General features: G+C 71.7%; 19 protein-coding genes and 2 tRNA genes. 5 read left to right on the forward strand and 16 right to left on the reverse strand.

The annotated features are described in order from the left end of the window. Nucleotides 1-102 precede the first annotated feature (102 nt). Nucleotides 103-2,991, reverse strand: a complete 2,889-nt coding sequence (gene leuS, locus J5Y05_RS30330; protein WP_210876510.1) for a leucine--tRNA ligase — start codon at nt 2,989-2,991, stop codon at nt 103-105. A gap of 577 nt (nt 2,992-3,568) precedes the next feature. Between leuS and J5Y05_RS30335 the strand changes: the two genes are divergently transcribed. Beyond that, a complete protein-coding gene (locus J5Y05_RS30335) occupies nt 3,569-4,816 on the forward strand; it encodes a ferric reductase-like transmembrane domain-containing protein (RefSeq protein WP_210876511.1) in 1,248 nt (415 codons plus the stop codon). Then, nucleotides 4,813-6,426: an NADH-quinone oxidoreductase subunit NuoF family protein gene (locus tag J5Y05_RS30340; RefSeq protein WP_210876512.1), complete on the forward strand. Its 1,614-nt coding sequence runs from the start codon at nt 4,813-4,815 to the stop codon at nt 6,424-6,426. Before J5Y05_RS30335 ends, J5Y05_RS30340 begins: the two co-directional genes overlap by 4 nt. A gap of 65 nt (nt 6,427-6,491) precedes the next feature. Here the strand turns inward: J5Y05_RS30340 and J5Y05_RS30345 are convergent. The 10 genes from J5Y05_RS30345 to J5Y05_RS30390 all read right to left on the reverse strand — a co-directional run bounded on the left by J5Y05_RS30345 (nt 6,492) and on the right by J5Y05_RS30390 (nt 11,889). Beyond that, a tRNA-Ala gene (locus tag J5Y05_RS30345) sits at nt 6,492-6,564 on the reverse strand. 196 nt (nt 6,565-6,760) lie between these two features. Beyond that, a complete protein-coding gene (locus J5Y05_RS30350; protein WP_019523121.1) occupies nt 6,761-6,994 on the reverse strand; it encodes a hypothetical protein in 234 nt (77 codons plus the stop codon). Nucleotides 6,995-6,997: 3 nt separating this feature from the next. Further along, complete coding sequence (locus J5Y05_RS30355) at nt 6,998-7,171, reverse strand: hypothetical protein (protein ID WP_210876513.1); 174 nt, start codon at nt 7,169-7,171, stop codon at nt 6,998-7,000. 199 nt (nt 7,172-7,370) lie between these two features. Beyond that, nucleotides 7,371-7,443: transfer RNA gene (locus J5Y05_RS30360), tRNA-Ala, on the reverse strand. A gap of 123 nt (nt 7,444-7,566) precedes the next feature. Continuing rightward, nucleotides 7,567-8,238, reverse strand: coding sequence for a histidine phosphatase family protein (locus tag J5Y05_RS30365; RefSeq protein WP_210876514.1), 672 nt, complete (start codon nt 8,236-8,238; stop codon nt 7,567-7,569). Then, nucleotides 8,235-8,681, reverse strand: coding sequence for a ribosome silencing factor (gene rsfS / locus J5Y05_RS30370; protein WP_210876515.1), 447 nt, complete (start codon nt 8,679-8,681; stop codon nt 8,235-8,237). The genes J5Y05_RS30365 and rsfS overlap by 4 nt, the downstream gene beginning before the upstream one ends. Nucleotides 8,682-8,785: 104 nt before the next feature. Beyond that, nucleotides 8,786-10,624 carry an LCP family protein gene (locus J5Y05_RS30375; RefSeq protein WP_210876516.1) on the reverse strand — a complete coding sequence of 613 codons (1,839 nt, stop codon included), beginning with the start codon at nt 10,622-10,624 and terminating at the stop codon, nt 8,786-8,788. A 17-nt stretch (nt 10,625-10,641) separates the two neighbouring features. Then, a complete protein-coding gene (gene nadD / locus J5Y05_RS30380) occupies nt 10,642-11,331 on the reverse strand; it encodes a nicotinate-nucleotide adenylyltransferase (protein ID WP_210876517.1) in 690 nt (229 codons plus the stop codon). Between the two features lie 96 nt (nt 11,332-11,427). Continuing rightward, nucleotides 11,428-11,583 (reverse strand): hypothetical protein, encoded by a 156-nt coding sequence (locus J5Y05_RS30385; RefSeq protein ID WP_210876518.1) that lies wholly within the window; start codon nt 11,581-11,583, stop codon nt 11,428-11,430. A gap of 144 nt (nt 11,584-11,727) precedes the next feature. Further along, nucleotides 11,728-11,889, reverse strand: a complete 162-nt coding sequence (locus J5Y05_RS30390) for a hypothetical protein (RefSeq protein WP_210876519.1) — start codon at nt 11,887-11,889, stop codon at nt 11,728-11,730. A gap of 143 nt (nt 11,890-12,032) precedes the next feature. On the opposite strand from J5Y05_RS30390, the gene J5Y05_RS30395 reads away from it, so the two are divergent. Beyond that, on the forward strand, nt 12,033-13,187 hold the full coding sequence (locus tag J5Y05_RS30395; RefSeq protein ID WP_210876520.1) for a M48 family metallopeptidase: 1,155 nt from the start codon (nt 12,033-12,035) through the stop codon (nt 13,185-13,187). A gap of 509 nt (nt 13,188-13,696) precedes the next feature. Here J5Y05_RS30395 and J5Y05_RS30400 read toward each other — a convergent pair. The 5 genes from J5Y05_RS30400 to proB all read right to left on the reverse strand — a co-directional run bounded on the left by J5Y05_RS30400 (nt 13,697) and on the right by proB (nt 18,886). Next, nucleotides 13,697-14,764: an SCO2583 family membrane protein gene (locus tag J5Y05_RS30400; RefSeq protein WP_210876521.1), complete on the reverse strand. Its 1,068-nt coding sequence runs from the start codon at nt 14,762-14,764 to the stop codon at nt 13,697-13,699. A gap of 86 nt (nt 14,765-14,850) precedes the next feature. Next, nucleotides 14,851-15,426: an SCO2584 family spore wall biosynthesis protein gene (locus J5Y05_RS30405; protein WP_210876522.1), complete on the reverse strand. Its 576-nt coding sequence runs from the start codon at nt 15,424-15,426 to the stop codon at nt 14,851-14,853. A gap of 133 nt (nt 15,427-15,559) precedes the next feature. Next, the gene (locus tag J5Y05_RS30410; RefSeq protein WP_210876523.1) at nt 15,560-16,846 is read right to left on the reverse strand and encodes a glutamate-5-semialdehyde dehydrogenase; all 1,287 of its coding nucleotides are present in this window, start codon (nt 16,844-16,846) and stop codon (nt 15,560-15,562) included. A 275-nt stretch (nt 16,847-17,121) separates the two neighbouring features. Then, the gene (locus tag J5Y05_RS30415) at nt 17,122-17,646 is read right to left on the reverse strand and encodes a DUF8830 family protein (protein WP_307854162.1); all 525 of its coding nucleotides are present in this window, start codon (nt 17,644-17,646) and stop codon (nt 17,122-17,124) included. A 133-nt stretch (nt 17,647-17,779) separates the two neighbouring features. Then, nucleotides 17,780-18,886, reverse strand: a complete 1,107-nt coding sequence (gene proB / locus J5Y05_RS30420; protein ID WP_210876537.1) for a glutamate 5-kinase — start codon at nt 18,884-18,886, stop codon at nt 17,780-17,782. A gap of 195 nt (nt 18,887-19,081) precedes the next feature. Here proB and rfbB point away from each other — a divergent pair, with 195 nt between their 5' ends. Both rfbB and J5Y05_RS30430 read left to right on the forward strand, forming a co-directional pair. Then, the gene (gene rfbB / locus J5Y05_RS30425; protein ID WP_210876525.1) at nt 19,082-20,071 is read left to right on the forward strand and encodes a dTDP-glucose 4,6-dehydratase; all 990 of its coding nucleotides are present in this window, start codon (nt 19,082-19,084) and stop codon (nt 20,069-20,071) included. Nucleotides 20,072-20,599: 528 nt separating this feature from the next. Beyond that, nucleotides 20,600-22,810: a bifunctional glycosyltransferase/CDP-glycerol:glycerophosphate glycerophosphotransferase gene (locus J5Y05_RS30430; protein WP_210876526.1), complete on the forward strand. Its 2,211-nt coding sequence runs from the start codon at nt 20,600-20,602 to the stop codon at nt 22,808-22,810. Nucleotides 22,811-22,914 lie beyond the last annotated feature (104 nt).

Genomic DNA, 22,914 nt, shown 5'->3' on the forward strand with positions numbered 1-22,914 from the left:
CCCGGAACCGGCCCGCATTCGACCCCGGTCCTGCCGTACGCGTCCCCTAGGGGATGGGAAGGGGGACACCCGGGGCGGGTGCCCCCCTGTGAGGCCGCCGGGTCAGGCGGGGACGATGTTCACCAGCTTCGGCGCGCGGACGATGACCTTGCGGATGCCGGCGCCGTCCAGGGCCGCCACGACCTTCTCGTCGGCCAGGGCGGCCTTCTCCAGCTCCTCGTCGGAGATGCCCGGGGCGACCTCCAGGCGGGCCCGCACCTTGCCCTTGATCTGGACGACGCAGGTGATGGTCTCGTCGACGACGTAGGCAGGGTCGGCGACGGGGAAGTCCCGGTGGACGACGGAGTCGGTGTGCCCGAGCTTGCGCCACAGTTCCTCGGCGACGTGCGGGGCGAGCGGGGCGGCCAGCAGCACCAGCGGCTCGGCGACCGCGCGCGGCACGCCGCCGCCGCTCTTGGTCAGGTGGTTGTTCAGCTCGGTGACCTTGGCGATGGCGGTGTTGAACCGCATGGCCTCCAGGTCCTGGCGGACCCCGTCGACGGCCTTGTGCAGCGCGCGCAGGGTCTCGTCGTCGGGCTCGGCGTCGGTGACGGTCACCTCGCCGCTGTCCTCGTCGACGATGTTGCGCCACAGCCGCTGGAGCAGCCTGAACTGGCCCACCACCGCGCGCGTGTCCCACGGCCGGGAGACGTCCAGCGGGCCCATCGCCATCTCGTACAGGCGCAGCGTGTCGGCACCGTACTCGGCGCAGATCTCGTCCGGGGTGACGGCGTTCTTCAGGGACTTGCCCATCTTGCCGAGCAGCCGGGAGACCTTTTCGCCCTGGTGGTAGTAGACGCCGTCGCGTTCCTCGACCTCGGCGGCGGGTACGGCGATGCCGCGGGCGTCCCGGTAGACGTACGCCTGGATCATTCCCTGGTTGAACAGCTTGTGGAACGGCTCGGCGGAGGAGACGTGGCCCAGGTCGAAGAGGACCTTGGACCAGAAGCGGGCGTACAGGAGGTGGAGCACGGCGTGTTCGGCGCCACCGACGTACAGGTCGACGCCGCCGTGGGGCAGGCCCTCGCGGGGGCCCATCCAGTACCGCTCGATCTCCGGGTCGACGAGTTGCCGGTCGTTGTGCGGGTCCAGGTAGCGCAGTTCGTACCAGCAGGAGCCGGCCCAGTTGGGCATGGTGTTGGTCTCGCGGCGGTAGCGGCGCGGGCCGCGGCCGTCGCCGAGGTCCAGGGTGACGTCGACCCAGTCCTCGTTGCGGGAGAGGGGGGTCTCCGGGTGCGTGTCGGCGTCGTCGGGGTCGAAGGTGCGCGGGGAGTAGTCCTCGACCTCGGGCAGTTCCAGGGGGAGCATCGACTCGGGCAGGGCGTGGGCGATGCCGTCCTCGTCGTAGACGATCGGGAAGGGCTCGCCCCAGTAGCGCTGGCGGCTGAACAGCCAGTCGCGGAGGCGGAAGTTGACGGTGCCCTCGCCGACGCCGCGGCGTTCCAGCCATTCGGTGATGCGGGTCTTGGCGTCGGTGACGTCCAGGCCGTCCAGGCTGACGTCGTCGTTGGACGAGTTGATGATCCTGGCGTCGTGGGAGGCGAAGGCGTCCTCCCAGGTGGCGGTGTCGGTGCCGCGTCCGTCGGTCGGTTCGACGATGCAGTGGACGGGCAGGTCGAAGGCGCGGGCGAACTCGAAGTCGCGCTGGTCGCCGGCGGGGACGGCCATGATGGCGCCGGTGCCGTAGCCCATCAGCACGTAGTCGGCGATGAAGACGGGGATCTGCTCGCCGTTGACCGGGTTGGTGGCGTGGGCGCCGATGAAGACGCCGGTCTTGTCCTTGGCCTCGGCCTGGCGCTCGACGTCGGACTTGGAGGCGGCCTGCGCGCGGTAGGCGGCGACGGCCTCGGCGGGGGTGGCGTGGCCGCCGGTCCAGGCCGGGCGGGTGCCCTCGGGCCAGGCGTCCGCGGTGAACTTCTCCACCAGGGGGTGTTCCGGGGCGAGCACCATGTAGGTGGCTCCGAAGAGGGTGTCGGGGCGCGTGGTGAAGACGGTGATGCGTTCGCCGTCGATGGGGAAGTCGACGCGGGCGCCTTCGGAGCGGCCGATCCAGTTGCGCTGCTGAAGCTTGATGGCCTCGGGCCAGTCCAGCTCGTCCAGGTCCTCCAGCAGCCGGTCGGCGTAGGCGGTGATGCGCATGTTCCACTGGCGCAGCTTGGACTTGAAGACGGGGAAGTTCCCGCGTTCGGAGCGGCCGTCGGCGGTGACTTCCTCGTTGGCCAGGACGGTGCCGAGTCCGGGGCACCAGTTGACGGGCGCGTCGGAGGCGTAGGCCAGGCGGTATTCACCGAGGACGTCGGCGCGCTCGGCTTCGGTCAGCTCGCTCCACGCGCGCGTGTGGCCCGGTACGTCGCGCTCGCCGGAGGCGAACCGCTCGATCAGTTCGGCGATGGGGCGGGCCTTACCGGCCTCGTCGTCGTACCAGGAGTTGAAGATCTGCAGGAAGATCCACTGGGTCCACTTGTAGTACGCGGGGTCGATCGTGGCGAACGACCGGCGCCTGTCGTGTCCCAGGCCCAGCCGGCGGAGCTGGATCTGCATGTTCTTGATGTTGGCCTCGGTGGACACGCGCGGGTGCGTGCCGGTCTGCACGGCGTACTGCTCGGCGGGCAGACCGAAGGCGTCGAAGCCGAGGGTGTGCAGGACGTTGTGGCCGGTCATGCGCTGGAAACGGGCGTAGACGTCGGTGGCGATGTAGCCGAGGGGGTGGCCGACGTGCAGTCCCGCACCGGACGGATACGGGAACATGTCCATGATGAACTTCTTGGGCCGGGCGACCAGCTCGGGGTCGCCCGCCAGGTCGCCCGAGGGGTTCGGCGCGTCGTACGTGCCCTCGGCGTCCCAGAAGTCCTGCCAGCGTGCCTCGATCTCGGCGGCCAGGGCGGCCGTGTAGCGGTGCGGCGCGGCGTCCGCCGTCACGGGGGCGGTCGCCGCGGGGTTCGTCTCGCTCATGATCCTCAAAGCTCCATCGATCGTCTTCGCCAGCGGCTGCGACATCCGGAAAACGAAAAATCCCCTCGCACAGGAGGGGACGCCGCGCCGATTCCGCCACCGGACTGCGACCGGCGGTCGGGACTGATCAGCGCGGCTCGCTAAGCAGAAGGCGTACGGCACGCATGGCGTCAGGGTACCGCAGCCGTCGAGACCGCTGCGACGCGCTTCCGAGCCCGCCAAACCTGAATCTTGGTCAAAGTTTACTTCGCGTAACGACCACTATGGGACATCACAACGGACAGATGGTCCTTTCATAACAGCGCAATAACTCGAATCTGGTACCCATGGGTATGGCGCCACTTAGAGTGCGGCTGCGGGACCGCCTTCCCGAACCGCTCGGAGTTGCCCCCATGAACCCTCCCCTGATCCACCCGCGCAGTCACTCTGCGTCCTCACCACCTGCCGTTCCCCCGGCCACGACACGCCCGGACGCGATATCCGGCGCCCCCGCGGCCACCCCGACACGCCGGGCCGCCACGCCCACCCCCGTCACCACCACCCCCGCCCCCGCCCCGACGTGGGGAGGGATGGCGCCGTGACGACGGACAGCAGCACGGCGGGCGACACCTTCGCGGAGTTCCTCAACTTCGGCGCGGGTGTCCTCTCCCTGGTCTTCCTCAGTTGCTCGGTGATCTGGGGCCTCGTCGCCCAGGACCGGGTCGTGCTCGACACCCGCCGGCGGATCATGGCCCAGGCGGTGCACCGGAGCACCGCCGTCGCCTCGATCGTGTTCCTCCTGGTGCACATCACGATCAAACTGGTGCTGGACCACACCACCTGGGTCGCCGCGGTGATCCCGTTCGGACTGCTGGCCACGGAGGACGAGGCGTTCGGCGGCCGGGGCTTCCTCATCGGCCTCGGTACCGTCGCCAGCCTGCTCATGATCTTCGTGGGCGTCACCGGCATCCTGCGCAACCGATTCGCCTCGCCCGCCCCCGTCGCCGCCCGCTGGCGGGCCATGCACATGCTGGCCTACCCGGCCTGGTGCGCCGCCCTCATCCACGGGCTCTACGCGGGTCGAGCCGCGAAGCCGATCTTCCTGATCCTGTACGGACTGTCCCTCCTCGGCGTCATGGGCGCCCTCGCCCTGCGCGTCGCGCCCCAGCGGGTCAAGCGCCAGGCCGCCGAAGCCATCACCCGCCTCCTCGGCACCGGCGACCCCGATGGCCGCGAGGCCCCCCGCGAGAAGCGCGGACGCTCCGGCGGCTCCTCCGCGCTCCCCGGCTACGAGGACGTCACCGCGACCCGCGCCGCCGCACCCGCCGCGGCCCCCACCGCCGCGCAGCCCCGGTACGAGACCGCGGAGCGGGTCGCCCCGCCCATGCCGGAACAGCCCGCCGACGGATTCGCGGCGGCCTACCGCGCCGTCTCCTCACCCCCACGCGCCCCGCAGCAGGCCGGAGCCCCCCAGGGCATGCCGGCGCAGATGCCGCCGGACATGCGGCCCACCGAGGCGATGCCCGTCGTCGACACGGGCGGCAGCACCTCCGGAAACTGGCCGATACCGTCCCCGCCGCCGGTCGGCGAGGCGCCCCCCTCGGCGTACGACCCGCTCAACGACACGGGATACAACATCCCCGCCTACGGCAATCCGGGCACGCAGCCCCAGGGCCCGAGTGACGTGTACGACACCGGTGAGACGAACGGCGCCTACGCCCCGTACAACCCGAACGACACGTACAACAGCGGTCCCGCCACAGAAACAACCCCCGGTGTGTCCTACGACTTCGGCGCACCGGGTTCGGGCGAACCTTGGAACACGCCTTCCGGAGGCTTTAAGTGAACGAGGCCCTGCCCGACGTCCCAGAAGTCCGCGTGGTCGGCCTTCCGCAGCTCACGTCGGGCTTCGACCTTGTCGAACGACTCGATCTGCCCATGCACCTCAAGGTGCACGGTCCGCTCGAACCACTGGGCGGCGAACAACTCGCCCAGCTCTCGGAACGCATCAACCTCAGAGGCCGCGGCGGCGCGGGTTTCCCCTTCCACAAGAAGCTGCGCTCGGTCGCCGAAGCGGCGATCAAACGCGGCGTACGGCCCGTCGTCGTGGTCAACGGCAGCGAGGACGAGCCGGCCTGCCGCAAGGACACGGTGCTGATCAACCGTGCGCCGCACCTCATCCTGGACGGCGCCCTGCTGTGCGCCGAGGCGATGGGCGCCCGCACACTGGTCATCGGCGTCACCCGGGAGTCCACGCAGCGCTCCATGGAGGCCGCCCTCGCCGAACGCGGGCTGAACAACGGGCGCCGCTCCGCACTGCGCGCCCGCGTACAGCGCAACCCGGTGCGCATGGTCACCGGCGCGGCGGCCTCGCTGATCCGTTCCATCGACGGCGGCCCGGCGATCCCGCCGGGCCGCAAGGTCAGCGCCTCCAGGAGCGGCGTGGGCGGCGCACCGACCCTGCTGTCGAACGCCGAGACGTTCGCGCAGCTCGCGATCGCCGCCCGGATCGGCCCGGAGCGCTACGGCAACACGGGCCTGTACGACGAGCCGGGCACCGTCATGCTCACGGTCTCCGGCGCGGTCGCCCGCCCGATGGTGATCGAGGTGCCGACGGGGGTGCCGCTGCGCTACGTGCTACAGCTCGCGGGCGCCCCGCCGGTGCCGCAGGGTGTGCTGACCGGCGGCTACCACGGCAAGTGGATCGACTCGGCCACCGTCGACGAGGCGATCATCTCCCGGAACTCGCTCCAGCAGGTGGGGGGCGCGCTCGGCGCGGGCGCGATCCTGCCGATCAGTCAGGAGACGTGCCCGCTGGGCGAGTCACTGCGGGTGGCGCAGTGGCTGGCGGAGGAGAGCGCGGGCCAGTGCGGTCCGTGCTACCTCGGTCTGCCGGCCGCCGCGCGCGGCATGGAGGACATCCTCAACGGGGGCGGTCCGGCCGCCCTGGAGGCGGTCAAGCAGGTCGCCAAGAACGTGAAGCGGCGGGGCGCCTGTTCGCACCCGGACGGTTCGGCGATGTTCCTGGAGTCGACCGTGAAGGCGTTCACGGACGACCTGGCCGCCCATGTCCTCGGCAACGGCTGCGGACGCCCCGTGGAGGGCGTACTGCCGCTCTTCGAGGGCGGCAAGGCACCGACGGGCATCCCCGGCGGTGGCGGCCAGGAGGAGGGCCCGAGCCGGCAGCGCATCTACGTCGACTGGACGCTGTGCCGGGGCCACGGGCTGTGCGCGGATCTCCTGCCGGAGGTCTTCCAGCTCGGCGCGGACGGTTTCCCGACGGTGGCGCAAGCGGACGTGCCGCGGTTGGCGGAGGCCAAGGCGGTGCGGGCGGTGCGTCGTTGCCCGGCGCTGGCACTGCGCATCGAGGAGGACACGCGGGGCCAGTCGCCGTCGTCGCGGACGAACCTGCCCGTGCTGTCGCAGGGCCGGGGGCGTCGTGCGCTCGGCCGCTGAGCGGGCCGCTCGCCCGGTATGACGAAGAATCCCCCCGGATCTGATGATCCGGGGGGATTTCCCTGTGGAGCTAAGGAGAATTGAACTCCTGACCTCCTGCATGCCATGCAGGCGCTCTACCAACTGAGCTATAGCCCCAGGCCGGTCACGCGGTGTTCCGCGCTTCCTCACCGCCCGGTTTCCCTGGCGGCGACGCCAACATTACACGGTCGACGGGGTCCAACACCAAATCGATTCCGTCGCGCCCGGTGTGACGTCGTCTACGGGCCGACACGCCGGGACGGCGGCCCGGACCGCACCTCCATCACGTGCCCCGGCGGGCCGGGAAGGTGTCTCAGGCGGTGACGAAGGAGTAGAACCGTTTGAGGGTGCAGTGCTCCTCCAGCAGCCGGCCGTAGATCGGCTCCCCCTCCAGCTCCCGGTAGGTCTCGATGGGGTCGCCTTTTATGATCAGCGCCCGCGCGCATTCCTCGCACCAGTACTGGTAGTCGGGGTTGAGCGGCTCCATGTCGCGCACGATGGGGGTGCCGCTGCCGCACCAGTCGCACTTTCGCCTGTGTGCACCCATTGTTCAGCTCCAGCTATGGCCGCAGGCGGTGCACACGTACGAGATCCCGCCGTTGTCGCCGAGGACCTGGGCCACGTGGGCCGAACCACAGGAAGGGCAGTCGAGACGGGTGGCCGTTTTCCGTGTCACCGCTCCGCCGAAGAGGCCACCGGCCTCCCCGAGGATGCTCCCAGGCATCGTCTCTCCCTCCCGTCGGGCCGCGCCCCCTTCCGGTCGTTTGATTCTGCCACGACCGGACCGACACGGTCAGCGACGCCTCAGTACCAGTCCGGACACGGAGCCTCACAGGGGTATACGACTGCCGGGGCTCCCCCGCTCAAGCCGAGGCGACGAAAAATCCCGCCCCCCGGAGGGGACGGGATTCGTCCGTGTGCTGTGGAGCTAAGGAGAATTGAACTCCTGACCTCCTGCATGCCATGCAGGCGCTCTACCAACTGAGCTATAGCCCCTGGTGCCACACGACCGGGTCGTATGGTTTCCGTCCGGTCCCGCTCGGCGGGGCGAACAAGAAGAACTTTAGCCTGCGACCTGCCGGAAAGTGAAATCCGGGTCCGGGGCCGCCCGCGGGCCGTTCAGACGTCGTCGCCGAGGACCGGTTCCGGCAGCGTACCGGCGTTGTGCTCCAGCAGGCGCCAGCCGCGCGCGCCCTCGCCCAGCACGGACCAGCAGCAGTTGGTGAGCCCGCCGAGGCTCTCCCAGGTGGGCGGTTCCAGGCCGAGGAGGCGGCCGATGGTGGTGCGGATCGTGCCACCGTGGCTGACGACGACGAGGGTGCCGTCCTCGGGGAGCTTCTCCGCGTGGCGGAGTACGACGGGGGCGGCGCGGTCGGCGACCTCGGTCTCCAGTTCGCCTCCGCCGCGGCGGACGGGCTCGCCGCGTTTCCAGGCCGCGTACTCCTCGCCGTGGCGGGCGATGATCTCGTCGTGGGTCAGTCCCTGCCAGACGCCCGCGTAGGTCTCCCGCAGGCCCTCCTCCGGGGTCACGTGCAGTCCGGTGAGGGTGGCCAGCTCGGCGGCGGTGTGGGCGGCGCGGGCGAGGTCGGAGGAGACGATCGCGTCCGGCCGCAGTCCGGCGAGCAGCTTGGCGGCGCGGCGGGCCTGGGCGACGCCGGTGTCGGTGAGGGGGACGTCGGTGGAGCCCTGGAAGCGGCGTTCCACGTTCCAGGCGGTCTGGCCGTGCCGCCAGAGGATGACGCGCCGGCCGCGGTCGGCGCGTCCGGCGGTCACCTCGCCGGTGGTGCTCATCGAGGTTCCCCGGCGGTGCCGGCGGCGTCGTCGGCGGTCTGCTGCCGGGCGTGCTCCTCGGCCTTGCCGCGGGTGGCCACGGCGTCGGCGGGCAGGTCCAGCTCGGGGCAGTCCTTCCACAGCCGCTCCAGGGCGTAGAAGACGCGCTCCTCGCTGTGCTGGACGTGGACGACGATGTCGACGTAGTCGAGGAGGACCCAGCGGGCCTCGCGGTCGCCTTCGCGGCGGACGGGCTTGGCGCCGAGTTCGCGGGCGAGGCGTTCCTCGATCTCGTCGACGATGGACTTGACCTGGCGGTCGTTGGGCGCGGAGGCCAGCAGGAAGGCGTCCGTGATCGACAGCACGTCGCTGACGTCGTAGGCGACGATGTCGTGCGCGAGCTTGTCGGCGGCAGCCTGGGCGGCCGTGGTGATGAGTTCGATGGAGCGGTCGGTCGCGGTCACTGCGTGGCTTTCGGTCGGTGGTGGGCTGACTTCAAGGGTCTCACGGCCGCTGGTGGCGGCTCGCCCGGTCGGGTCCCCCGGTGCCGCCCGGGGGACCCTTCCCGTCAGGACTGGGGTGTGTAGTCGCGGCCGAGGAGGACGGAGACGCCGGCGTTGGCGGCGACCTTGCCCTGGATGACGGCGCTGTCGGGCAGGCCGAGGGTCTTGGCGACCTCGACGGCGTTCTCCTTGTCGGCGGCGTCGGCGTAGAGGACCTCTGAGGTGGAGGCGGTGCCGGCGGCGGTGCCTCCGTCGAGGTAGGTGAAGCCGCCGTTGAGGAGGGTGACGCGGGCCTTGGAGGCGCGGTCCTCGCCGGTGGCGTCGCGGACGGAGACGCTGACGGCGGCGTCCTTGTCGGGGCTCTTGGCGGTGCCGCCGAGGATGTCCTTGACGATGCCGTCGGCGTCCTCGGCTCCGAGTCGGCCGCCGGCCTGGACGGGCAGGAGGACGGTCGAGAAGTCGCCGTCCTTGGCGCGGTCGGCGAGTCCGGCGAGGAAGCTGCCGAGGTCGCTCTCGGTGAGCGGCGGGTCGAGGATCATGCCGAGGGTCTGGACGGTGAGCGTGGCGGCCTTCGGGTCGGAGGAGAGTTTGCGCAGGGTTGCCTGCACGACCTGTCCGAAGCGCTGGAGCTGGGTGTCGGCGGTCTCGCCGGGGGCGGTGTGGGTGGCGTAGGCGACGGCCATCTTGCCGCTGAGGGTCTGGCCCTCTCCCTTGCGGACGAGGGGGGCCTCGCCCTTGTCCTCGGCGTCGGGGTCGGGCACGTCCGTGTCGGTGTCGATCTCGATGTTGCCGACGAGGTCGACGAGGATCTGGAGGTAGGGGGTGTCCAGGCGCCAGGTGCCTTCGATGTCGGTGCCGAGGACGGAGTCGAGGGCGGAACGGGTGGTGTCGGGGCCGGCGTCGTCGACGGATTTGGCGAGCGTGGTGGTGCTGCCGTCCTCGGCGCTGAGGGCGAGCGCGTTGGGGAGCAGGACGGATGTGCCGCGCTTGGTGGTGGTGTTGTCGACGAGGAGGACGGTGGAGGTCGTGCCCTTCTTGGTGTCGTGCAGGTGGACGGCGATGACCTCGCGTTTCTGGGCGCCGGTCGCGGTGGTGGCGCCGTTTGCGCCGTCGGAGGAGGACATGCCGGGGAGTTTTCCGGCGTACCAGAGGTAGCCGACGCCACCGACGGCGAGGAGGGCGAGGACGACGGTCAGCGCGATGAGGCGGGTGCGGGCGCGGCGGCGGGCCTCTTCGCGGCGTTCGGTGCGGTTCTCGGTGAAGGTGAGCCAGTCGATGACGTCTTCGGAGTCGTCGGTGGGCTCTTCGACGAAGGCGAACTGTTCGGTGCGGTAGTCGGGCGCGGCCTCGCCGTCGGTGTCGTCGGCGGGTGCCGCGGTTTCCTCGGGCGGGCCGGCCTGCTGGGGGATGTGGGCGGTCTGTTCGGCGACCCGGGAGCGGGTCGTGCCGCGGCCGGGGGCGGACTCGGCGTGCGTGTCGTACGTCTGCCGGCCGTCCGGCGGGGCGGGGCTGGGCGTGTCGTACGTCTGTGGTCCGCCCGGCGTGCCGGGGGTGTGCGTGTCGTACGTCTGCCGGCCCGACACGCCGGGGGGCCGCGTGTCGTACGTCTGTTGCCCCCTCGGTGTGCCGGGGGTGTCGTACGTGCCGTAGCCGGGGTCGTAGCCGGTCGGGTTGCCGTAGGCGTCGTAGGTCTGGGCGGGCTGCTGCCGGTCCGTGCCTGTGCCGTACGGGTCGTAGGCGTAGCCCTGGGAGTGTCCCTCGTGCTGTGCGTACGGGTCGTACGTCTGCTGCTGGGCGGGGTCGGCCGGGGGCTGGGCCTGGCGGTAGACAGGCCGGCCGTAGTCGTCGTAGCCGACCAGCTCGTACGGTTCGGGCCCGTACCCCGCGTCGTATCGGTCGTTCACCGGGTGCCCCTCTCGGCTCACTGGCCGCGGTACAGCTGACGTTTGTCGATGTAGCGCACGACGCCGTCCGGCACCAGGTACCAGACGGGTTCGTCCTGGGCGACTCTGGCCCGGCAGTCCGTCGAGGAGATGGCGAGGGCGGGAACCTCGACGAGCGAGACGCCGCCTTCGGGGAGTCCGTCGTCGGTCAGGTGGTGGCCGGGCCGGGTGACGCCGATGAAGTGGGCGAGGGAGAACAGTTCCTCACTGTCGCGCCAGGTGAGGATCTGGGCGAGGGCGTCGGCGCCGGTGATGAAGAACAGGTCCGTGTCCGGGTTGAGGGCGCTCAGGTCGCGCAGGGTGTCCACGGTGTAGGTGGGTCCGCCGCGGTCGATGTCGATGCGGCTGACGGAGAACTGCGGGTTCTCGACGGTGGCGACGACGGTCATCAGGTACCGGTCCTCTGCCGCGGAGACGGTGCGGTGGCTTTTCTGCCAGGGCTGCCCGGTGGGGACGAAGACCACTTCGTCGAGGTGGAACTGTGAGGCGACTTCGCTGGCCGCCACGAGGTGTCCGTGGTGGATCGGGTCGAATGTGCCGCCCATGACGCCGAGTCGGCGTTTGCCCGTCCGTGAGGGGCCGTTGCCGGGGCCGGCGGGCACCGGACGGTGCGTCGTGCCGCCTCCGGTGTCGTGCGCCGGGCCGGTAGGCATGTCCTGCTCTCCCATGCGTGCAGACCCTACCGGCCCGGTCGCGGAGCCCTGGCTCCCCTCCGGTTCCGCGGCTTCGCGGAGCGGGAGGAACCCCCACGATCCTCCCGGGTTCTAGCGGTCGCGGTTGAAGCGTGTGGTGATCCACAGCAGGAGCAGCAGGGCGGCCAGGGCGCCGCCTCCGACGAGGATCGGTTCGAGGCTTTCGTGGTTGCCTCCGCCCTCGGCAGCGAGGGTGACCAACTGGGCAGCAGTGCTCTGGATGCTCATCTTCGGCAGGACCTATTCACGTGTGGGCGGGACATGGACGTCCGGCTCATCGTATGCGGGGCCGCCGAGGGCGATCACGCCGACTCCGCCGTTGGGCACGCGCGCGTGCCGGACGGCGGTCGGGAGGGGAACCGTTCGGCCGGTTCAGTCGTCCTTGCGCTTGTATCCCCGCAGGAGGAACCAGGCGGTCAGGGCGCAGCCCACGATCATCACGAGGAGGATGATCCGGAGCATGTTTCCGGGCCCTTGGGGTTCGGCGGCGGTCACGGCCTGGGCGAGCCGGACGGTGTGGGGGCTGTACTCCATGGCGCGGGCTCCTTCGCTGTACTGCCCGTCAACGGTATCTCCGCCTAGGCTGGGCCTTGCTTCGGGGATGCGCGCGCGACGCGCGTGGGTTACGCACCGGGCCGTGGTGATGCGCGGGCCCGCTCGAGTACCTGGGGGAAGACATGTCCGACGGCCACGACGACAGCGGGCGGGAGCGGGTGCCGGGCCGGCAACGGCGGCGTTTTCCCGGGATCTCCTCGCGGGCGTACGAGCATCCGGCGGATCGCAGTGCTCTGGTGGCATTGCGGAAGCTGAGCGGTTTCGACACGGTTTTCAAGGCGTTGAGCGGTCTGTTGCCGGAGCGGAGTCTCCGGTTGTTGTTCCTGTCGGACTCGGTGCGGGTCTCGGACCGGCAGTTCGCGCATCTGAACGTGATGCTGCGGGACGCCTGCTACATCCTGGACCTGGAGAAGGTCCCGCCGATGTACGTGACGCAGGACCCGGTGCCGAACGCGATGTGCATCGGTCTGGACGAGCCGATCATCGTGGTGACGACGGGGCTCGTCGAGCTGCTGGACGAGGAGGAGATGCGCGCGGTCGTCGGGCACGAGGTCGGGCACGCGCTGTCCGGTCACTCGGTGTACCGGACCGTGTTGCTGTTCCTGACGAGTCTCGCGGTCCGGGTGGCGTGGATTCCGCTGGGCAACTTGGCGATCATGGCGATCGTCACGGGTCTGCGCGAGTGGTTCCGCAAGTCGGAGCTGTCGGCCGACCGGGCGGGTCTGCTGGTCGGTCAGGACCCGCAGGCGTCGATGCGGGGCCTGATGAAGATCGCCGGTGGTAATCATCTGCACGAGATGAACGTGGACGCGTTCCTGGAGCAGGCCGACGAGTACGAGTCCGGCGGCGATCTGCGCGATTCCGTACTGAAGATCATGAATGTGCTGCCCCGGTCGCACCCGTTCACCACGGTGCGCGCGGCCGAGCTGCGGAAGTGGACCGCTTCGCGCGACTACCAGCGGATCATGGACGGGCACTATCCGCGGCGCGAGGAGGACGGGGACGCGTCCGTGCGGGACTCCTTCCGCGAGTCGGCGTCCCACTACGCCGGCCATGTGCGCGGTTCCAAGGACCCGCTGATGAAGCTGGTGAACGACATCGCCGGTGGTGCGGGGGATCTCGGGGAGCGGGTGCGGCGGGGTTTCGGCGGTTTCACGTCCTCCGCTCCGAGGCCGCCGAAGGACGGGGCGGGACCGGGTGGCGGGACGGCGGAGGGCCGTGACCGGCCGGAGGACCCGGAGGCGCCGGGCGACGGGCCGCCGCGCGAGAACGGCTGAGCTGGGCGTATGCGGCCGCCCCGCGCGAGGGTACCGGCCCCGCGCGGGGCGGCTTGCCGAGCCGTGACACGCCCGAGCCGCCTCGGAGACGCCCCAGGGCGGGCGCGACACGCCGGAGGGGCGCGGTGGGGCGATGTGACACGCCCGGGGTGTTCTGACGGTTCCGTGCGGCCGACACGGCGCGCTCAGGGCGGCTGCGGAGCGCCCCGCGACCGGGGCGACACGCCCGAGGCGGCCTGAAGGCTCCCTACGGCCGGCACGACAGCCCCCGGCGTGGCCTACGGCTCCCGGCGACCGGGCGCGACACGCCCGGGGTCTCTTCGCGCCTCCCCGCTGCGCCACGACACGCCGATGGCACATCCGTACCGCCCGGCGGTGCCTGAGCGACATGCCCGAGGCGTTCTCGCGGCTCCCCACCGCCGTATCGACCCCGCCCACGCCCCCGCCCCCGTCCCCTCCCCGCACGCACGCCCTCCCCCGCCACGCCCCGACACACCCGCCCGCCCGCCTCACCCCGTCGGCTGAGCCCGGTCCGCGAGGGTGCCGCAGAGGTGGGTGATGCCGTCGGGGGTGTAGGGGTCGGTGTCGGCGGGGGTGCCGTCCTTGGGGGTCTGGCCGGCGAGGAGGGGGCGGAGGAGGTCGGCGGGGTTCTCGGCGCAGGAGAGGGGCCCGGCGCGTACGGAGGAGGTGACGAGGCGGGTGCGGTGCAGGCGCAGGTCTTCGCGGTCGAAGCGGAACAGCAGTTCGCGCCGGACGGTGAAGAGGGAGACCTTGCCGTGTGGGTCGTCGCCGGGGCGCAGGGCGTAGACGAGGGTGTGGTCGGCGGTGACCTCAAGGGTGGAGGAGTCGCTCTCGCTGATGGTGAGGTGGCCCTGGACGCGGGTCCGGTCGTCGGCGAGGCGGGCGCGGGCGGGGTCGAAGCGCACGAGCCATCCGGTGGGGGTGTTGCGGCCGTCGGCGGCGGGGTGGCTGAAGCTGCGGTCGAACTGGTCGTGCTGGTCGGGGTCGAGGAGGACGCGGACGGTGCGGACGGGGCCGCCGGAGAGGACGTCGGGGTCGAGGGAGGAGCGGACGATGTAGTCCTTGGAGATGGCGAGGGCGCTGAGGACCTGGTCGTCGGAGAAGTGGGCGGTGCGGCGTCCGCCGGGGAGGGTGATGCCGTCGGCGCCGGTGCGGAAGCGGGCGGCGGGGCTGTGGGCGTAGAGCCGGTCGGGGTCGTCGGCGCCGGGGACGGGGTGGCGGGGGGCGAGGGGGACGACGCTCATCCGGGCGGGTTCGCCGGAATGCTGGGCCGCGGGGCCTTGGTAGGGGTGGCGTACGCCCATGTAGATGGCGGTGCCGAAGGCGACGGCGACCAGCATGACGAGGATGAGCGCCTGGTGGGGCAGTCCGCGGCGGCGGCGGGGTCTGCGGCGGACGGCGGGGGCGTGGTCGGTGACGCGTTCCTCGGCGGAGTACTCCTGGAGGCGGGCAGCGCGGATGAACGATTCGTCGAAGACGACGGACCGGTATTCGTCATCGCCGCCTCCGGGGGCACCCTCGGGTGTCCCGTCGGGCGGATCGCCGGGCGCTCCCATACTTCCAGGGTTGGTCTGCGGGGGGCCGCGTAAACGCGCCCGTGTGCGTCAAGTTGGGGCGGTGACGGCCGGGTGGGCGGTCCTGGTCAGGGGCCGTGCGGGATGACGGGGACGGCGGGCGTGGAGTAGTCGGCGGAGGCGGAGGGGTCGGTGCGGTCGCCGCCCTGTTCCGGGCCGGTGGAGGCGGGGGGCGGGGCCTGCTGGGGGCTGCCGGAGCCGGAGGAGGAGCCGCGGTAGACGGCGGCGAAGGCGAGGGCGACCATGCCGACGCCCATGACGACGGCGAGGACCCAGGCGACGGGGCGGTGCCAGCGGACCTGCCGGCCGTAGGCGCCGGGGGCGCCGTAGGGGCGGTCGAGCGGGTCGAGGTCGTCGCCGGGGTCGTCGGTGCCGGGGGTGTGGCCGTATCCGGTGTACGGGTCGTCGTGGCGTTCGCCGCGGGCGCGGGTGCGGCGGGCGGCCTCCGCTTCGGAGGCTTCGGCTCTGGCCTCGGCTGCGGCGAGCAGGCGTTCCACGGCGGATGGCTCGTGGATCGCCGCGGCGCGGACGAAGTCCTCGTCGAAGACCACGGAGGCGAACTCTTCGTCCGTCACCCCGTGGTCGTGGTCGTCGTCGGGCTCCCAGCCGTCCGGGAACGGCGTGCCCCCCACGTCCTCCGGCACGCTTCCCAGAGTAGTGGCGGGGGGTCGTTTTGGGCAGACGGTGGGGAAATTCATCCGCTGGGTGAGATGCCCCGTTCGGCGCTATGGCGCACGCGCCGGAGCACGCCGGGGACATATGCCCCCGGCGTGCGCCTCAGCGGCGTACGTGTCCGTCGCCGGTGACGATGTACTTGGTGCTGGTCAGCTCGGGCAGGCCCATGGGGCCGCGGGCGTGCAGCTTCTGGGTGGAGATGCCGATCTCGGCGCCGAAGCCGAACTGGCCGCCGTCGGTGAAGCGGGTGGAGGCGTTGACGGCGACGGTGGTGGAGTCGACCAGTTGGGTGAAGCGGCGGGCCGCCTGCTGGGAGGTGGTGACGATGGCCTCGGTGTGGCCGGAGGTCCACAGGCGGATGTGTTCGACGGCCTTGTCGAGGGAGTCGACGACGGCGGCGGCGATGTCGTGGGAGAGGTATTCGGTCTCCCAGTCCTCGGGGGTGGCCTCGACGAGGGTGGCGCGGGTCTCCTTGGCGTGGGCGAGGACGCGTTCGTCGGCGTGGACGGTGATGCCGGCGTCGGCGAGGGCGTCCAGGGCGCGGGGCAGGAACGTGGGGGCGATGTCCTGGTGGACGAGGAGGGTCTCGGCGGCGTTGCAGACGCTGACGCGGTGCGCCTTGGAGTTGACGAGGATGTCGACGGCCGTGTCGAGGTCGGCGTGGGCGTCGACGTAGACGTGGCAGTTGCCGGTGCCGGTCTCGATGACGGGGACGGTGGATTCCTGGATGACGGTCCGGATGAGGGAGGCGCCGCCGCGCGGGATGAGGACGTCGACGAGGCCGCGGGCGCGCATCAGCTCGCGGACGCTCTCGCGGCTCTCGCCGGGTACGAGCTGGACGGCGTCGGCGGGCAGTCCGGCGCCGCCGACGGCGTCGCGGACGACGCGGACGAGGGCGGTGTTGGACCGGTAGGCGGAGGAGGAGCCGCGCAGGAGGACGGCGTTGCCGGACTTGAGGCAGAGGGCGGCGGCGTCGACGGTGACGTTGGGGCGGCCTTCGTAGATGATGCCGACGACGCCGAGGGGGACGCGGACCTGGCGCAGGTCGATGCCGTTGGGGAGGGTGGAGCCGCGGACGACCTCGCCGACGGGGTCGGGGAGGGCGACGACGTCGCGGACGTCGGAGGCGATGGCGCGGACCCGCTCGGGGGTGAGGGTGAGCCGGTCGATCATGGCGTCGGCGGTGCCGGCGGCACGGGCCTTGGCCACGTCCTGGGCGTTGGCCTCGACGATCTCGCCGGTGCGGACCTCCAGGGCGTCGGCCACGGCGAGCAGCGCGTCGTCCTTGAGGGCTCGGGGCAGCGGCGCGAGGTCGGCGGCGGCGGCCTTGGCCCGGTAGGCGGCCTGGGTGACCGGGGACATCGAGTCGTACGGCGAGAGCGTGGTCATGGGGGCAGGGTAGTGCGCCGGAGCGGGGCGTCCGGGGCCTGTCCCACACCCCGAGACGTCTGTTTTGCGGTGGAAACGCCGGGCGGCGCGGTCCCCGGGGATTCGCCGGGCGCGCCGGTAACCGACATCTGGCACCCGGCTCCGGCGCCCGGCAGCCTGCACCCGCGGAATCGGCGGACGGGCCTTTCCCGGGCCCCGGAAACCCAGGAAGCCCCGGAAATTCCGGAGCCCGAGAGGCCCAGAAACCCGGACCCCGGACCCCGGAAACCCGGGTCTCAGAACGGATGGACGCCGACAGGTGTGGCGGGGGCCGGGCCGTAGCCGGCGGCGATGCGCTGGTGGTAGGTGGCCCGGTCGATGACCTCCAGGCCGACGATCTCCCAGGGCGGCAGGCCGGCGGTCTGCCGGTGCTCGCCCCACAGGCGGAGGGCGACGGCGGCGGCGTCGTGCAGGTCGCGGGCCTCCTCCCAGTAGCGGATCTCGGCGTGGTCGTCGGCGTATCTGCTGGTCAGCAGGAAGGGGTGGTCGTGGGCGAGCTGTTCCAGCGCGCGGCGGACCTCGGACAGCGGGGCGCGGGCGCCGGAGACGCTGAGGGTGACGTGCCACAGGCGGGGGGTGTGTTCGGGTTCGTCGCCGCGGAAGCGGTCGCCGGCGGCGACGCTGGTCAGGGCGCGATCCTCACCGGCGCGGGTGGCGCGGGCACCGGTGGTACGCGCCGTTGTGCCGCCGCGCGCTCCGGCGGCGCCCCTGGAGGACGTACCGGAGCGGGACGCCGGCGTCCCAGGGCGCACTCTGCTCACGACGGCCTCCTCCGCACATGGTCCGGCCCGGTGGTCGGCCGGGCCCATCCCTCAGGAAAGTTGAGCAGGCCGCGGGAGATCGCGGGGCGGTTTTGCGGAACGTCCACCGCCGATTCGGGGACGTTTCGACCCATTACGGGTGCAGGATCACCAGATCGTCCCTGTGTACGACTTCCCGTTCGTACGCCGGTCCGAGTTCGCGCGCAAGTTCCCGGGTGGAGCGGCCGATGAGGCGGGGGATCTCCTTGGCGTCGAATCCGACGAGTCCGCGGGCGACGGCGTGTCCAGCGGGGTCGCGGAGTTCGACGGGGTCGCCGGCACCGAATTCGCCCTCGACGGCGGCGATGCCGGCCGGGAGGAGTGATTTGCGGCCCTGGACGACGGCCCGGACGGCTCCGTCGTCGAGGACGAGGGCGCCGCGCGGGGTGGAGGCGTGCTGGAGCCACAGGAGGCGGTCGGTGGAGCGTTTGCCGGTGGCGTGGAAGTAGGTGCCGGTGTCGCCGCCGGTGAGGGCGTCGGCGGCGTGGACGGCACTGGTGAGGACGACGGGGATGCCGGCGGCGGCGGCGATGCGGGCCGCCTCGACCTTGGTGACCATGCCGCCGGTGCCGACGCCGGCCTTGCCGGCGCTGCCGATCTCGACGCCGGCCAGGTCGGCGGGGCCGCGGATCTCGGCGAGACGGGAGGTGCCGGGGCGGCTGGGGTCGCCGTCGTAGACGCCGTCCACGTCGGAGAGGAGCACCAGGAGGTCGGCGCGGACGAGGTGGGCGACGAGGGCGGCGAGGCGGTCGTTGTCGCCGAAGCGGATCTCGTCGGTGGCGACGGTGTCGTTCTCGTTGACGACGGGGAGGGCGCCCATGGCGAGCAGTTTGTCGAGGGTGCGGGAGGCGTTGCGGTGCTGGGAGCGGCGGCTCATGTCGTCGGAGGTCAGCAGCACCTGGCCGACGCGGACGCCGTAGCGGGCGAGGGAGGCGGTGTAGCGGGCGACGAGGAGGCCCTGTCCGACGCTGGCGGCGGCCTGCTGGCGGGCGAGGTCGCGGGGGCGGCGGCGCAGGCCGAGGGGGGCGAGTCCGGCGGCGATGGCGCCGGAGGAGACGAGCACGATCTCGCGTTCTCCGCCGCTGCGGACCTTGGCGAGGACGTCGACGAGGGCGTCGACGCGGTCGGCGTCGAGTCCGCCGGAGGCGGTGGTCAGCGAGGAGGAGCCGACTTTCACGACGATCCTGCGCGCTTCGCTCACGTCCTGCCTTGCCACTGTCACCTGCGTCGTCCTCACTCGGCCGTCCTCGCGCCCCGCCGTGTCCGGTGGCGGCGGCGCCAATCTACGGGAGGACGGCGGACGGCCGCGCGTCCATTCCGTGGGATGGACAGGGGGCCGGAGGGAGGGGGCCGGGGTGTCGCGGGCGGGTGCGGGGCCCGTGGAATGCTGGCGGGCATGAGGATTCTCGTCACCGGCGGAGCGGGGTTCGTCGGTTCGCAGTTCGTGCGGGCGCTGCTCCTGGGGCGGCTCGCCTCGGGGGCCGGGGCGCGGGTCACGGTGCTCGACAGCCTGACGTATGCGGGCAACGAGGCGAACCTTTCGCCGGTGGCGGGCCGGGAGGGGTACGCGTTCGTGCGGGGCGACGTCCGGGACCCGGTGGTGGTGGACGAGGTGGTGCGCGGCCAGGACGCGGTGGTGCACTTCGCCGCGGAGTCGCACGTGGACCGGTCGATCGCGGACGCGGCGCCGTTCGTGGCGACGAACGTGCTGGGCACCCAGGTGCTGCTGGAGGCGGCGCGGCGCCACGGGGTGGGCCGTTTCGTGCAGGTGTCGACGGACGAGGTGTACGGGTCGATCGCGGCGGGCTCCTGGACGGAGGGGAGCCCGCCGGCGCCGAACTCGCCGTACGCGGCGTCCAAGGCGGGTGCGGACCTGCTGGCGCTGTCGTACCACCGCACGCACGGGATGGACGTGGTGGTGACGCGCTGCTCCAACAATTACGGGCCTTACCACTTCCCGGAGAAGATGATCCCGCTGTTCACGACGAACCTGCTGGACGGCCGGAAGGTGCCTCTGTACGGGGACGGGCGCCAGGTGCGGGACTGGCTGCACGTGCTGGACCACTGCCGGGGCATCGACCTGGTGCTGCGCGGCGGGCGGGCCGGGGAGGTCTACCACATCGGCGGCGGTACGGAGCTGTCCAACCGGGAGCTGACCGGGCTGCTGTTGCGGGCGTGCGGGGCCGGTCCGGACCGGGTGGAGCACGTTCCGGACCGCAAGGGGCACGATCTGCGCTACTCCCTGTCGTTCGAGAAGATCCGGGAGGAGCTGGGATACGAGCCGCTGGTCGGTTTCCAGGAGGGGCTGGCGGACACGGTGCGCTGGTACCGGGAGCACCGTTCCTGGTGGGAGCCGCTCAAGGGGAGGGCGGCGCTCCCGGTGTGAGGCGTGGGGGCGGGACCGCGGTGAACGGCGTGTCGGCGTGTCGGCGTGTCGGCGTGTCGGCGTGTCGGCGTGTCGGCGTGTCGGCGGAGCGTGCCACCCCGCGGGCGGGGGGTGACACCCGCAGGTGGGTGGGATCGGGGCTCGTGTAGGCTGCCGACCCGTGTACTCATAGGACGATCGCCGCCTTTGGCTTCTCGTGGCCTTTGTGGTGGACAGTGGGTGCGGCACGGCGGCTTTCGCCGGTGGCCGCCCACCGCCGGGTACACCCCTGGCAGAGCGGTCGGGCCTGTCCCTGAGTCGTATCGACACCGGAGCGCGGCGTGACGTGGTGGATGCTGACCCCGGCCGGCGGGGCCCGTCCCGTCCGGGCGCGTCGGTCGGCGCCGCCGGGGGCCGTCGCCCGGCCCCGCCCGCCCCGGTACGTACCGCACAGAACCGAATGAACGCCGCGCGCGGAGCGCACGGGCACCGCCCGTCCCGGTCCGCGCCGCCCCCTCCCCCTGCCCCTCTCCGGAAGTCCACGCCCTCATGACAGCCACACCCGCCGCCGCGCAGACCGCCGCGGCGCCCCGCTTCAGCATCATCGTGCCGGCGTACGGCGTCGAGGGTTATCTGCGCGACTGCCTCGACTCCGTACTCGGCCAGTCCTTCCGGGACTTCGAGGTCATCGCGGTCAACGACGCCTCTCCCGACGCCTGCGGTCTGATCATGGACGAGTACGCGGCGAAGGACCCGCGTGTGGTGGCGGTCCAGCTCGAACAAAACGTGGGCCTGGGCCGGGCGCGGAACGAGGGCATGTCCCGGGCCCGCGGCACCTATCTGGTCTTCCTGGACAGCGACGACACGCTGTTGCCGGGCGCGTTGCAGGCAATCTCGCGCCGGCTGGAGGAGAACGGCGACCCGGAGCTGCTGGTCTTCGACTACGCGCGTACCCACTGGGACGGGCGGATCACGCCCAACGCCAAGCGGAAGGTGCTCACCACGAGCCCGGAGGGGGTCTTCCGGCTGGAGGATCACCCGGAGCTGGTGGGGCTGCTCCAGGTGGCGTGGAACAAGGCGTATCGCCGTGACTTCGTGGAGCGCTGGGGCTTCACGTATCCGTCGGGCTATTACGAGGACACGCCGTGGACGTATCCGGTGCTGGTGGCGGCGGAGTCGGTGTGTGTCCTGGACCGGGTCTGCGTGCACTACCGGCAGCGGCGTCAGGGCAGCATCCTGCGTTCGCGCAGTCGTAAGCACTTCGATGTGTTCGACCAGTACGAGCTGGTCTTCGCGTTCCTCGATGCGCATCCCGGGTTCGACCGGTGGCGGCCGGCGATGTTCGAGCGGATGAGCCATCACTTCCGGGTGATCGAGCGGAGTCCGGGCCGGCTGCCCGAGGACGCGCGGGCCGAGTTCCGTGCCCGGCGGGTGGAGGTGGAGCGCAGGTACCGTCCGGCGGGCTGGGTGGAGACCGGTGGCGGTGGTTCGGCCGCCCGGCGGGCCGCGCGGCGGCTGCCGGCGCCGTTGCGTGCCCTCGCGCGCCGGGTACGGCGGGTGCCGGGCCGGGTCAGGAAGGCGCTGCGGGCGTCGGTGCTGGCCGCGTACTACCGGGCGCAGCGTGTGCTGCCGGTGCGGAAGGACGTCGCGGTGTTCGCCGCCTACTGGAACGCGGACTACGCGTGCAACCCGGCGGCGGTCCACCGCAAGCTGCTGGAGCTGTCCCCGGAGACGAAGACGGTGTGGGTGCTGAAGCCGGACACTCGTAACCGTCCGCCCGAGGGCACGACCGTGGTCCGTCCGGGGTCGTTCGGGTTCTGGCGGGCGATGGCCCGGGGGAAGTACTTCGTCAACAACGTCAACTTCCCGACCGCCGTGGTGAAGCGGCCGGGCCAGGTCCACGTGCAGACGCACCACGGCACGCCGCTCAAGCGGATGGGTGTCGACCTGATCGAGTTCCCGGTGGGCCAGGGCACGTTGGAGATGACGTCGCTGATGGAGCGGGTGGACCGCTGGGACTACAGCGTCTCCTCCAACAGTTTCTCCACGGCTGTCTGGGACCGTGCCTATCCGGCCGAGTACACGTCCCTGGACTACGGCTATCCGCGTAACGACGTCCTGGTGAACGCCACCGAGGCGGACCGGGTACGGGTCCGTGAGGCGCTCGGTATCGCCCCCGGCACGACGGTCGTGCTGTACGCGCCGACGCACCGTGACTACCACGCGGCGCCGCGCCCGCTGCTGGACGTCGAGCACTTCGCGGAGCGACTGGGCGAGGAGTTCACGGTGCTGTCGCGGGTGCACTACTTCAACCTGGGGTCCGGCTCGGGCGCGCTCGCGGGGGCGGGTGTCGTGGACGTGAGCGGGCATCCGAGCGTGGAGGAGCTGTATCTGGCGGCGGACTGTCTGCTGACGGACTATTCGTCGCTGATGTTCGACTACGCGCTCCTGGACCGGCCGATCGTGGTCTACGCGAACGACTGGGAGGTCTACCGGGCCACGCGGGGCACGTACTTCGACATCCACGACGAGCCGCCGGGCCACGTGGTGGACACCGAGGGCGATCTCCTGGACGTCTTCCTGTCGGGCCGCTGGTGCGACGACACCTCGGCGAAGGCGCGGACGGAGTTCCGCAGGCTGTTCTGCGAGTTCGACGACGGCCGGGCCGCCGAGCGGGTGGTGCGGCGGGTCTTCCTGGGGCAGGAGGTGCCTCCGGTCGAGCTGCCGGAGGGCCGCCCGCGGCGGTCGGCGCGCGGCTGACGCGGGGCCGGCCCGGGACACGCCGAGGGGCCCTCTCGTATCGCATGGTGTCGCATGGTGTCGATACGGGAGGGCCCCTCGGTGTGTCGGGCTCGGTGCGTCCG

This window comes from Streptomyces tagetis, assembly GCF_018069565.1.
GTDB lineage: Bacteria > Actinomycetota > Actinomycetes > Streptomycetales > Streptomycetaceae > Streptomyces > Streptomyces tagetis.